Raw genomic sequence first — 12,849 nt, 5'->3', positions numbered from 1 at the left:
TAACAATATTAAGTCAATCTAATGTGACAGCAGTCCGTTTGTTCGCCGCGAACGGCGACCTGGAAGGGAGACTCGGCCATGGATGTGAACCAAGCCGCCCCCGTCCAGCCGGTAGGACCTGGCGGAGGGCACGGCGGCGGCGCCGGCCCGGGCGGTGGCAAGAAAGAAGAACACCACGAAGAGCAGGGCAAGAACGGCCATTCGGAACCGGCCATCAACGTGTCGGGTCTTCTGTCGATGGAAGGCCTGTCACCGGAGGCTCAGCATGCCATCGAACGCATGGCGTCCGAGATCGAACCCCTGCGCCGCCAGCTTGTCCATGCTCAGGAGGAACTGGCCGTCGCGCGCGAGAACGCGTTCCGCCATCCGGTGGTACCGGCCCTGAACCGGCGGGGCGTCATGGCCGAGATGGAAAAGCTGATCCACCGACTGGGGCATATTGAGGCACGGCCGGCGCTGATCCTGATTCATCTCGCCAACGGTGACGATATCCGCCGGGCCCACGGCATCGCGGTGCTGGATCAGGCCCTATGCCTGACCTGCGACGTGCTGGGATCGGACAGTCATCAGGCGATGGTCATGGGCAGCCTGGGCGGTAACGATTTTGCCATGGTCGTGCTGGAAGACGGGCTCGAAGGGGCGCGGCGCAAGGCCGGTGAGATTGAAGCGGCGCTGCGCGCGACGCATACGACCCAGGGTCTCTTCCTTGAGGCGCGCACGGGCGTTGCCATGCTGGAGCCGGGCATGACCGCCGAAGCGGCCATCACCGCCGCCGACCGCAACCTGCGCTAAGGTGCCGGAACCTGCTCTAGAGCGAAGGTCCAGGCTTTACAGGCCCCTCCACGTTAACTACAACACGGGCCAACACGCATGTATCGCCGCGCATTGTGCGGCGGCGCGCGTGCGCCGAGGGTGGTAAACCGCTTCCGGGCGCACGAAACCCGCATTCCGAAAGATGTGACATGACAGAATTCGACGGCGTCGCGATGGCGCTTGGCCAGGCGTTGAGCAAACGCGGCTATACCGTCCTGACCCCTGTGCAGACCGCGATCCTCGCACCCGAACTGAAGGATTCGGATGTTCTGGTTTCGGCCCAGACCGGGTCGGGCAAGACCGTGGCGTTTGGTCTGGCGCTGGCGCCGACCCTGTTGGCGGGGGCCGAGCGTTTCGAACGCGCGCGGGAACCGTTGGCCCTGGTCGTGGCGCCGACGCGGGAATTGGCGCTTCAGGTCAAACGTGAACTCGATTGGCTTTATGAGATGACGGGCGCGGTCTCGGCCTCCTGCATCGGCGGCATGGACATGGGCGGCGAACGCCGGGCCCTCAACAAGGGGGCGCATATCGTCGTCGGCACGCCGGGGCGTCTGCGCGATCATATCGAACGCGGATCGCTCAATGTTTCCAGCCTGCGTGCCGTGGTGCTGGACGAGGCCGACGAGATGCTCGACCTGGGCTTCCGCGAAGATCTTGAATTCATCCTCGACTCGGCCCCCGCGGACCGCCGCACCCTGATGTTTTCCGCCACCGTGCCGCGCAGCATCGCGACCCTGGCAAAGCGTTATCAGCGGAACGCCGTGCGGGTCGCGACGACGGAGGAGCAGAAACAGCACCTGGACATCGAATACCGCGCCCTGGCCGTGGCCCCCAACGATCGGGAAAACGCCATCATCAACCTGCTGCGCTATTACGACGCCAAAAGTGCGTTGGTGTTCTGCGCCACCCGCGCCACGGTCAACCACATGACCAGCCGCTTCGCCAACCGGGGCTTCGCCGTTGTCGCCTTGTCGGGCGAGTTAAGCCAGAACGAACGCACCCACGCGCTCCAGGCCATGCGCGACGGCCGGGCCAAAGTCTGCATCGCCACCGACGTGGCGGCGCGCGGCATCGACCTGCCCGATCTGGAACTGGTGATCCATGCCGACATCCCGAAAACCCGGGAAACCCTACTGCACCGAAGCGGCCGCACGGGCCGGGCCGGGCGCAAGGGTGTCTGTGCCCTGATCGTGCCGCACAATCTGCGTTACCGCACGGAACGCCTGCTGGACAGCGCAAATGTCGAAGCGACCTGGGCCAAGGCGCCGTCGGCCGATGAAATCCTTGCCCGCGACCGGGAACGTATTCTGACGGACCCGGTCCTGAGTGAGCCCCTGAACGACGAGGAACAGGCCTTCGCGACCGAACTTCTCAGCCGCTATAGCGCCGAGCAGATCGCCGGCGCCTTCCTGCGCCAGCAGATGGCCGGCATGTCGGCGCCGGAGGAACTGCTGGATACGGGCCCGTCCGACCGGGCAGAGCGCAAGGAAAGCCGCCGCGACGCCTTCAAGGGCGGGGTGTGGTTCTCCCTTTCCGTCGGCCATAAGCAGAATGCCGAACCGCGTTGGCTGCTGCCCATGCTGTGCCGCGCCGGCCATATGACCAAGCGCGAGATCGGCGCCATCCGCATCTTCAACACGGAAACCTTTGTCGAGCTGAGCGCCGATAGCGCCGAGCGCTTCGTCGAGGAACTGGGTTCCGACATGACCATGGAAAAGACCATCCGTGTTGCGCGGGTCGACGGCCTGCCGGATATGCCGGCCGACGGGGGGCGTGAACAGCGCGGCAAGACCTACCAGGGCGACAAGCCGGCTTGGAACCCGCAGGCGGCCGCCCGCGGCGACGCGCCCAAGAAGAAAAAGTTCTCGCGTCGCGATGACGCCCGGGCTGACGCCATGAACGACGACCGCCCGCCGCCCGCCGACCGTCCGCAAAAGCCCCGGGGTGACAAGCCCTGGGACGGGGCCGGTAAGAAGACCAAGGGGAAGACGTCGTACAAGGTAAAGAAGCCCCATCGGGGCCAAGCCTCCGGCGGCCCCAAGTCGACCGGTGATGCGCCGTTAAAGCGCAAGAAGCCGAAAAAGCACGCCGACTAGGCCACCGTTTATTCTCTAACATCGAAATCAATCATTTTGTCTCTACGTTTACTCACCGCTCTTGCGGGCTGCTTTTCTTTTGCCGATTGGAAAGGCGATGGATCGCCGGCCCAACTTTTCGGCCGCATCAAGACGGAACTGCTGTCGGGTCTGACCGTGTCCCTGGCCCTGGTGCCGGAAGCCGTGGCCTTTGCCTTCGTCGCCGGGGTGCATCCCCTGGTCGGGCTGTATGCCGCCTTCCTGGTGGGCCTGATCACGGCGCTCATCGGCGGCCGGCCGGGCATGATTTCCGGTGCCACCGGGGCCTTGGCCGTGGTCATGGTGGCCCTGGTCGCCAGCCACGGCGTTGAATATCTGTTCGCCACGGTCGTGCTGATGGGCCTGCTTCAGATCGCGGCCGGGCTACTGCGCCTGGGCAAGTTCATTCGCCTGGTGCCGCACCCTGTGATGATGGGGTTCGTCAACGGCTTGGCGATCGTCATCTTCCTGGCTCAGTTGACGCAATTCCAGGTCACGGACGCCGACGGCGCCAAGGTCTGGATGACCGGCTGGCCGCTTGCCGTCATGCTGGGGCTGGTCGGTCTGACCATGGCGATCATCTGGGTGATGCCGAAGATCACTTCCGTCGTTCCGGCCCCCCTTGCGGGGATCGCAGTGGTCGCCGCCATCGTCATCGGCTTCGGCCTCGACGTGCCCCGGGTCGGCGATCTGGCGACGATCAAGGGCGGGCTGCCTGATTTTCATATCCCCATGGTGCCGCTGACCTTGGAGACCTTGAAGGTCATCATCCCCTATGCGGTCATCCTGGCCGCCATCGGCCTGATCGAAAGCCTGTTGACCCTGAACCTGGTCGGCGAGATCACCGGCAAGCGGGGCGGGGCTTCCCAGGAATGCGTCGCCCAGGGCGTGGCCAACACGGTCACGGGCCTGTTCGGCGGCATGGGCGGCTGCGCCATGATCGGCCAGTCCATGATCAACGTGCAATCGGGCGGGCGTACGCGGCTGTCGGGGATTTCGGCAGCGCTGTTTCTGCTGGCCTTCATCCTGATCGCCTCCAGCCTGATCGAACAGATTCCCCTGGCGGCCCTGGTCGGCGTCATGTTCATGGTCGTCATCGGCACCTTCGCCTGGCAGAGCTTCCTGATCGTGCGCCGCATTCCCCTGACCGATGCCCTGGTCATGGGGCTGGTCACAGTCGTCACCGTGCTCACCGATTTGGCCGTCGCCGTGGTCGTCGGGGTCATTGTTTCGGCCCTGGCCTATGCCTGGAACAACGCGAAGCGCATCCATGCCAAGACCTACGAGACGCCCGAGGGCGGCAAGGTCTATCAGATCGAAGGGCCGCTGTTCTTTGGGTCGACCGATGGGTTCGACGAACTGTTCAAGCCGGAGTCCGACCCGGGCCTGGTCATCATCGATTTCATGAACAGCCGGGTTGTCGATCATTCGGCCCTGCAGGCCATCGAGGCCCTGGCCGTGAAATACAATGCCCAGGGCAAGACCCTGCAATTGCGCCATTTATCCAGGGATTGCCATCAGTTGCTCAGCCGTGCCGGTCAATTGATGTTGGATTCCGACGACGACCCCAACTACGGCATCGCCGTCGACTATTTCGTGAAAACCGGTAGTCTGGGTGGTGCCCACTAACCTTTGCTGTTCCGATGCTGCCGGGGGGCCGTTATGGTCGCAATCCGCATCCTGTCCCTGCTTGCCCTGTTGATTCCAGGAGCCGCCATGGCCGCTGACGCCCCCAAGACCACCGCCCATGATTTCGCTTTCACTGCCATCGACGGCGCGCCGTTGCCGCTGAAGTCCTTCGCGGGCAAGGCGGTGCTGGTGGTCAACACGGCCTCACGGTGCGGCTTCACGCCCCAGTACACGGCCCTGCAGGACCTATGGACCCGCTACCGCGACAAGGGCTTCGTTCTGCTGGGCGTGCCGTCCAATGATTTCGGCGGGCAGGAACCGGGCACGGCGGCCGAGATCAAGGAATTCTGCGAGGTCAATTTCAGCGTCGACTTCCCGCTCACGGAAAAGGTCGCGGTCACGGGCGAGGGGGCCCACCCGTTCTACGTTTGGGCGGGCAAGGAGCTGGGGGCGCTGGCCAAGCCGCGCTGGAACTTCCACAAATACCTGATCGCCCCCGACGGGCGGCTGGTCGACTGGTTTTCCACGCCGACCTCGCCGACCGCACCCCGGGTGCTGAAGGCGGTCGAGGCCGTCCTGAGCAAATAACCTAGGCGATGATGTCGGGCAGCAGCTGATCCTCAAGCGCCGCGATCTCGTCCTTCAGGATCAGCTTGCGCTTTTTCAGGCGCTGCAGCTTGATCTGGTCGAAAGGCGGAGAATCGGCGAGGTGGCTGATGGCCTCGTCCAGGTCGCGGTGTTCGACCTTCAATTCCTCTAGCCTGCGGCGTAACGCGTCCTGCTCGTCCATGGTGCTCCGTGGGGAAAATGGCCGCCAAACCCGCGGCGACGGTTGTTTCCGTCTGCTTGTCTTTCATGATAGCAGAATGGTTATCGATCCTATAGACGCCACTCAATCGGAATCCAAGAGGGCCGACACCATGAAACGCCTGGGGCTGCTGACCAGTGGCGGTGACTGCGCCGGATTGAACGCCGCCATCCGCGCCGTCGTGAAGCGCGCGGTGACCGGATACGGGGCCGACGTCGTGGGCATCCTCCAGGGCACGCGGGGATTGATGGAGCGGCCCGTGAAGGCGCGGCCGCTTGATCTTGCCGTCTTCACCGGCGACATCCTGCGCCAGGGCGGCACCATGCTGGGCACCGTCAACAAGGGCAATCCCTTCACCTTCCCGGACGGCAAGGGCGGGGTCTCCGACCGTTCGGCCGAGGTTCTCGACGGCATCCGCCAGCTTGACCTGGACGCATTGATCGGGATCGGCGGCGACGGCTCCATGCGCATTCTCAAGCGCTTGGCCGACCAGGGAAACCTTCCCTTCGTCGGCATTCCCAAAACCATCGACAACGACGTTCCGGGCACGGAGATGTGCATCGGCTACCACACCGCCGTGGCGACGGCGGTGGAGGCGCTGGACCGTCTGCAGCCCACGGCGGCCAGCCACCAGCGGGTCATGGTGTTGGAGGTCATGGGCCGCAACGCGGGGCATATCGCGCTGGCGGCCGGCATCGCCGGCGGCGCCGACGTGATTCTGATCCCGGAGATTCCCTATGACGCGGCGGCCATCACCGCCAAGCTGGCGTCCGTCGCCCAGGAAGGCCGCAATCACGCGCTGGTCATCTGCGCCGAGGCGGCGAAACCCATCGGCGGCCATATCGAAACCCGCCCCGACCCCGGCGGCACGGCGCATTACGGCGGCGCCGGGCAGGTCGTGGGCGCGGAGATCGCCAAGACCACGGGGGCCGATGTTCGGGTCACGGTGTTGGGCCATGTGCAGCGCGGCGGCATGCCGACCAGCATCGATCGGCTTCTGGCTTCGGCCTTCGGGGTTCATGCCGTGGATCTGGCGGCGGCGGGGAAAACGGGGCGCATGGTCGGCTGGCGGGGCGGGGATACCATCGACACGGCGCTCAAGGACTTGGCCGACGGGCCGCGCTGCGTCGATCTCGGGGGCTCTCAGGCACGCACGGCGCGTGGTCTCGGCATCTGCCTCGGTGATCGCTGACCCCGACGCGGGAAAAGGCCGGAATTTTCCCTAGGAAAATCCACCGAACAGGATGAACGGCCCTGGATTCAGGGGGTTATGGCCGCGACATAATCTGTCGTTTTCGGGGTGATAGGTTTATTTTTGTTCCAATTTCGGCTACCATGACACTGTCGTGACAAACGTGCTTGATACGGGCCGTCGACGGTCTGACGGCCCCCCCATTGAGGAAGGAGTTCGTCAATATGAGTCTTGAACAACGGTTGGAAGCCTTAAAGGTACGTCATTCAACACTGGAAGACCTGATCAACCAGGAAAGCTCAAGACCTCTCCCCGACGACATTGAAATACACGCCCTCAAGAAAGAAAAACTCAGGATCAAAGACGAAATGGAAGGGATCGCCACCCGGCACTAAGGGATGGCGGCGTTTGCGCGCGGACGGCTGCCGGGGTTAAGCCGGCGGCAATGCCCCGCTGCGAAGCGTTTCAAAATTTCGGGGAACAAAAGACGCGGCAGCTTGGGAGAGCTGCCGCGTTTTTGTATGAACTGTATGGGCGGAACGCGGCGCCGTGGGTTGGCGCGGTCGGCACGGCGCCGCCCCCTTGATATGGTCGGCGCAGTGCGACCTTTGATGCGGTTGACGCGACCCGCCCCCATACGTCACCCCCGCGAAGGTGGGGGTCCAGCCTTCATCGCGGATATGGATTCCCGCCTGCGCGGGAATGACGCTCAGGCCTCCGCCGCCGCTTCCCTTAGCTTGAACTTTTGGATCTTGCCCGTGCTGGTCTTCGGCAGGTCGCCGAACACGACGGTCTTCGGGCATTTGTAGTGGGCCAGGTTGTCGCGGCAGAATTGGATGATGTCTTCTGCCGTCGGCGCCGGCACGCCCGCCTTCAGTTCCACGAAGGCGCAGGGGGTTTCGCCCCATTTGTCGTCGGGCTTGGCGACCACGGCGGCGGTCATCACGGCGGGGTGTTTGTAGAGCACGCCCTCGACCTCGATGGACGAGATGTTTTCGCCGCCGGAAATGATGATGTCCTTGGACCGATCCTTAAGCTGGATATAACCGTCGGGATGCATGACGCCCAGGTCGCCGGAATGGAACCAGCCGCCGGCCAGGGACTTTTCCGAAGTCTCCGGATTCTTCAGGTAGCCCTTCATGACGATGTTGCCCTGGAACATGGCCTCACCCATGGTCTCGCCGTCGGCGGGCACGGGCTGCATGGTGTCCGGGTCGATGATCTGCAGGTCGTTGAGCGCGTGATAGGGCACGCCCTGGCGGGATTTCTTCTGGGCCTGTTCCTCGATCGGAAGCGCATCCCATTCCGGATGCCAGGCGCACATCACGGCGGGGCCGTAGGTTTCCGTCAGGCCGTAGGCATGGGTGACCTCGATGCCTTCGCGTTGCATGGCCTCCAGGGTCGCGGCCGGCGGCGGGGCGGCGGCGGCCATGAACTTGACCTTGTGGTCGAAGGGCTTTTTCTCGTCCGGCGTGGCGTTGACCAGGAAGCTCATGACGATGGGCGCACCGCACATATGGGTGACCTTGTGCGTGGCGATGGCGTCGTAGATGTTGGCGCCGGTGACCCGGCGCAGGCAGATGTTGGTGCCGGCCAACGCCGCGATGGTCCAGGGAAAGCACCAGCCGTTGCAGTGAAACATGGGCAGGGTCCAGAGATAGACCGGATGATGCGCCATGTTCCAGCCGACGGCGTTGGACACCGCGTTCAGATAGGCGCCGCGGTGGTGGTAGACCACGCCCTTGGGGTCGCCCGTGGTGCCCGAGGTGTAGTTGAGCGAGATCGCCTGCCATTCGTCCTTGGGCAGTTCCCAGGGGAAATCTTCGTCGCCCCCCGCCAGGAAGCTTTCGTAATCGGTTTCGCCCAGGGTTTCGTGGTCGTGGCCGGCTTCGCTGTCGACGATGTCGATGACCGGAATGTCGCGGCCGATCAGGGCCCGCGCCGCCTTCACCGTCGGCGCGAATTCCGTGTCGGTCAGCAGCAACTTGGCCTCGCCATGGTTGAGGCAGAAGGCGATGGCTTCGGCGTCCAGACGCACGTTGAGCGTATTGATGACCGCCCCCGCCATGGGTACGGCGAAGGTCGCCTCATACATCTCGGGCGTGTTGGCGCCCATGATGGCGACCGTATCCAGATGGCCGATGCCCCGCTTGGATAACGCGGAGGCGAGCTTTTTCACCCGCGTATAGGTCTCGCCCCAGGTAAAGCGCTTGGCCCCGTGCACCACCGAGGGATGGTCGGGATAGACACGGGCCGCCCGTTTCAGGAACGTATTGGGCGACAGGGGGGTGTAATTGGCGCGAACGGCGTCCAGCGCCCGTTCGTACATATTGACTTCGCTCAAGTCGGCCTCCGGTTAAATCCGTTACATTCGGGCCCGTTCGTTGACTGCGGACCTGAGGGTCAATGTGCCACAAAGCACCTTGGCAAAAAATGCTGTTTTGGCCCACACTGCCCAGATAAACGCCGCGGCCTCGAAACCGGGGACAGGGCGGCATAACGGCCATAGCGCTGACGTAAAGGGAGGCTCCACCGATGACCAATGCCTATGACGCCGCATATGCGCGTTCTCTCGATGATCCCGACGGTTTCTGGGGCGAGGCGGCGGAGGCCCTGGTATGGACCAAGAAGTGGGACAAGGTGCTGGATGACAGCGGCGCGCCCATCTATCGCTGGTTCACGGGCGGTGAGTTGAACACTTGCTACAACTGCCTGGATCGTCATGTCGACGAGGGCAATGGTGCCCGCACGGCCCTGATCTACGACAGCCCCGTGACCGGCGGCACACAGCGCAAGTACAGCTATCTGCAGTTGCGTGACGAAGTCGCCAAATTCGCGGGCGTGCTGGCGGCCCAGGGTGTCGGCAAGGGCGACCGGGTCATCATCTACATGCCCATGGTCCCGGAAGCGGCCATCGCCATGCTGGCCTGCGCGCGCCTGGGGGCCATTCATTCCGTGGTGTTCGGCGGGTTTGCTTCGAACGAGCTGGCCGTGCGCATCGACGATGCGGCGCCCAAGGCCATCGTCAGCGCGACCTGCGGGATCGAGGTCAACCGGGTGCTTGAATACATGCCGCTGCTGCAGGGGGCCATCGACTTGGCCAAGCACAAGCCGGACACGGTGATCATTCTGTCGCGCCCGGAATGCGAGGTGGACCTGGCCTCATACGGCTATTTGGATTGGGCCGCGGAAGCCGCCAAGGCGGCCCCGCACGATTGCGTTCCCGTGGCGGCGACGGACCCGCTCTATATCCTCTATACCTCGGGCACCACGGGCGAGCCCAAGGGCGTGGTGCGGGACAACGGCGGCCATGCGGTGGCGCTGAAATGGTCCATGAAGAACGTCTATGACGCGGACCCCGGCGACGTCTACTGGGCGGCGTCCGACGTGGGCTGGGTGGTCGGCCATTCCTATATCGTCTACGCACCGCTGCTGCAGGGCTGCACGACGATCTTCTACGAAGGCAAGCCCGTGGGCACGCCCGATGCCGGAGCCTTCTGGCGGGTCATCGCCGACCACAAGGTGAAGATCCTGTTCACCGCCCCCACGGCTTTCCGCGCCATCAAGAAGGAAGATCCCAATGGGGACTTCCTGAAGAAATACGACATGTCCTCGTTCAAGATGCTGTTTCTGGCTGGCGAGCGGACGGACCCGCCGACCCTGGAATGGGCCGAGAAGACCCTGGGCGTGCCGGTTATCGACCATTGGTGGCAGACGGAAACGGGCTGGGCCATCGCCTCCAACTGCATGGGGCTGCATCGCTTTCCGGTTAAGGCGGGCTCCCCGACCAAGCCGTGTCCGGGCTGGAACGTCCAGGTCCTGAACGAGGAAACCCACGAGCCGGTGAAGCCGGGGGAAATCGGCGCGATCTGCGTCAAGCTGCCCATGCCGCCGTCCAGCCTGCCGACCCTGTGGAACGCGGACAAGCGGTTCCGCGAAGCTTACCTCAACGAATATCCGGGCTATTACAAAACCGCCGATGCCGGCGTGTTCGACGAGGACGGCTATATCTCGATCATGGCGCGCACGGACGACATCATCAACGTGGCCGGGCACCGTCTGTCCACGGGCGGGATGGAGGAAGTCCTGGCCGCCCATCCGGACGTCGCCGAATGCGCCGTGATCGGCGTTGCCGACCAATTGAAGGGGCAACTGCCCGTGGGCTTTCTTGTGCTCAAGGCCGGGGTGACCAAGGATGCCGCCGAGGTCGTCAACGAGGTGGTGCAGCTTGTCCGCCAGAAAATCGGCCCCGTGGCCGCCTTCAAGCAGGCGACGGTGGTGCCGCGTCTGCCCAAGACCCGGTCGGGCAAGATCCTGCGCGGCACCATGCAGAAGATCGCCGACAACGAACAATGGAAGATGCCGGCGACCATCGACGACCCGGCGATCCTGGACGAAATCACCGGGGCCCTTGAAGGCATCGGTTACGGCACGTCCCGCAAGGATTAGGTCCTGGGCTTATAAATGGCGTTTGCTGTGACGCGGCTATTTTTGTTCGCTGACAAGGCGTTAGGAGGGAGCGATGCCGAAGCATCGTGACCGACGACATAACGCAGTTCAGCGACAAAAAGAGCCGCGCCCCGGAGGGGTCGGCAAGGAGCCTGTTTCGCCGCGTCAAGCGGCCTTACCGGGGCATGACCCCGCTTTCGGCCCCTTTCCTAACGAAACAGGCTCCTTGCCGATCAAAGTCAATCGCCATTTATAAGCCCAGGACCTAGCTGTTTTTCCTTTCTGGCCCATTGAGACCAGACGCCGGATCGGGCATGGTGCGGGCAACGGGCGGCGCTCGGCCGCTTAAGGGTGCGCTGCGCCCGCTTCCCTAATCAAAATTTCGAGGAATCCGACCATGTATAATGATGTCTTGCTGTTCATCGACGGCGAATGGACCAAGGCGGCCGCGGGCCGCACGATGCCGATTGAAAACCCGGCCACGGGCGAAGTCATCGGCACCGTTGCCCATGCGGAACAGGCGGATCTGGACCGCGCCCTTGAGGCGGCGGACAAAGGCTTCAAGGCCTGGCGTCAGGTCTCGGCCTTTGATCGTGCCAAGGTGCTGCGCAAGGCGGCGGACCTTTTGCGGGAACGGGCCGACAAAATCGCCCCCCTGATGACCCTGGAACAGGGCAAGACCCTGCCCGAAGCCAAGGGCGAGATCCTGGTCGCCGCCGACGTCACCGACTGGAACGCCGAGGAAGCGCGCCGCACCTACGGCCGCATCATTCCGGCCCGCGCCGGCAACGTCTATCAGATGGTGATCAAGGAGCCCGTGGGCCCCGTCGCCGCCTTCACGCCCTGGAACTTCCCGATCAACCAGGCCGTGCGCAAGATCGCCTGCGCGCTGGCGGCCGGCTGCTCCATCATCGTCAAGGCGGCCGAGGAAACCCCGTCGTCGCCGGCGGAATTGGTCCGCTGCTTCGCCGATGCGGGTGTGCCTGCCGGGGCCATCAATCTGGTCTACGGCGTTCCGGCCGAGATTTCCGAATACCTGATCCCGCATCCGGTGATCCGCAAGATCTCCTTCACCGGCTCGACCGTGGTCGGCAAGCATCTGGCGGCCCTGGCCGGCACGCATATGAAGCGCGCGACCATGGAACTGGGTGGGCATGCGCCGTCCATCGTGTTCGACGATGCCGACGTCGACCTGGCGGTGAAGATCCTGCGTGCCAACAAGCAGCGCAACGCCGGGCAGGTCTGCGTGTCGCCGACCCGCTTCCTGATCCAGGAAGGCGTTTACGATCAGTTTGTCAGCAAGTTCACCGACGGCATGAAGTCCATCAAGGTCGGTGACGGCATGTCCGCCGACAGCCAGATGGGCCCGATGGCCAACCCCCGGCGCATCACCGCCATGGAAGAATTCATCGGCGACGCCGTGCAGAAGGGGGCGAGCCTGAAGACCGGCGGCAAGCGCATCGGCAATAAGGGCAACTTCTTCGAGCCCACGGTGCTGACCGACGTGCCCCTGGATGCCCGCATCATGACCGAGGAACCCTTCGGCCCGGTCGCCGTGATCGCTCCGTTCAAGGGTTTCGACGACGTGGTCGCCGAGGCCAACCGGCTGCCCTTCGGCCTGGCGGCCTATGCCTATACGGGATCGGCCAAGACGGCGCAGGATTTGGCGACCAGTGTGGAAAGCGGCATGATTTCCATCAACCACCACGGCATCGCTCTGCCGGAAACGCCGTTCGGCGGCGTCAAGGATTCGGGCTATGGGTCCGAGGGCGGCACGGAAGCCATCGAAGCCTATCTGAACCCGAAGTTCGTGACCCAGGCGAGCCTATAGGCCCGCCTGGACC

General features: G+C 63.9%; 10 protein-coding genes. 8 read left to right on the top strand and 2 right to left on the bottom strand.

Going from position 1 to position 12,849, the window contains the following annotated elements:
- The first annotated feature begins 78 nt into the window (after positions 1–78).
- The 4 genes from KFF05_11970 (at position 79) to KFF05_11955 (ending at position 5,144) form a co-directional block, all read left to right on the top strand.
- Positions 79–792 (top strand): diguanylate cyclase, encoded by a 714-nt coding sequence (locus KFF05_11970; GenBank protein ID UTW50665.1) that lies wholly within the window; start codon positions 79–81, stop codon positions 790–792.
- 170 nt (positions 793–962) lie between these two features.
- A complete protein-coding gene (locus tag KFF05_11965; GenBank protein UTW50664.1) occupies positions 963–2,909 on the top strand; it encodes a DEAD/DEAH box helicase in 1,947 nt (648 codons plus the stop codon).
- Positions 2,910–2,945: 36 nt separating this feature from the next.
- Entirely contained in the window at positions 2,946–4,556 is a 1,611-nt protein-coding gene (locus KFF05_11960) for a SulP family inorganic anion transporter (GenBank protein UTW50663.1), read from the top strand.
- Positions 4,557–4,589: 33 nt separating this feature from the next.
- Positions 4,590–5,144: a glutathione peroxidase gene (locus KFF05_11955; GenBank protein UTW50662.1), complete on the top strand. Its 555-nt coding sequence runs from the start codon at positions 4,590–4,592 to the stop codon at positions 5,142–5,144.
- A 1-nt stretch (position 5,145) separates the two neighbouring features.
- On the opposite strand, the gene KFF05_11950 is transcribed toward KFF05_11955, so the two are convergent.
- Positions 5,146–5,346 carry a DUF465 domain-containing protein gene (locus KFF05_11950; GenBank protein ID UTW50661.1) on the bottom strand — a complete coding sequence of 67 codons (201 nt, stop codon included), beginning with the start codon at positions 5,344–5,346 and terminating at the stop codon, positions 5,146–5,148.
- A 130-nt stretch (positions 5,347–5,476) separates the two neighbouring features.
- Between KFF05_11950 and KFF05_11945 the strand changes: the two genes are divergently transcribed.
- Entirely contained in the window at positions 5,477–6,556 is a 1,080-nt protein-coding gene (locus tag KFF05_11945) for an ATP-dependent 6-phosphofructokinase (protein ID UTW50660.1), read from the top strand.
- 224 nt (positions 6,557–6,780) lie between these two features.
- Positions 6,781–6,951, top strand: coding sequence for a YdcH family protein (locus KFF05_11940; protein UTW50659.1), 171 nt, complete (start codon positions 6,781–6,783; stop codon positions 6,949–6,951).
- A 314-nt stretch (positions 6,952–7,265) separates the two neighbouring features.
- On the opposite strand, the gene KFF05_11935 is transcribed toward KFF05_11940, so the two are convergent.
- Positions 7,266–8,885 carry an acyl-CoA synthetase gene (locus KFF05_11935; protein UTW53687.1) on the bottom strand — a complete coding sequence of 540 codons (1,620 nt, stop codon included), beginning with the start codon at positions 8,883–8,885 and terminating at the stop codon, positions 7,266–7,268.
- 206 nt (positions 8,886–9,091) lie between these two features.
- Here KFF05_11935 and KFF05_11930 point away from each other — a divergent pair, with 206 nt between their 5' ends.
- Positions 9,092–11,005, top strand: a complete 1,914-nt coding sequence (locus KFF05_11930; GenBank protein ID UTW50658.1) for a propionyl-CoA synthetase — start codon at positions 9,092–9,094, stop codon at positions 11,003–11,005.
- A 397-nt stretch (positions 11,006–11,402) separates the two neighbouring features.
- Positions 11,403–12,836 (top strand): NAD-dependent succinate-semialdehyde dehydrogenase, encoded by a 1,434-nt coding sequence (locus KFF05_11925; GenBank protein UTW50657.1) that lies wholly within the window; start codon positions 11,403–11,405, stop codon positions 12,834–12,836.
- The last annotated feature ends 13 nt before the right edge of the window (positions 12,837–12,849 follow it).

Source organism: bacterium SCSIO 12827 (genome assembly GCA_024397995.1).
Taxonomy (GTDB): Bacteria; Pseudomonadota; Alphaproteobacteria; order Rhodospirillales; family Casp-alpha2; genus UBA1479.
Note: the sequence above shows the minus strand (reverse complement) of the source record. Positions and strands in the feature narration are given on the sequence as shown.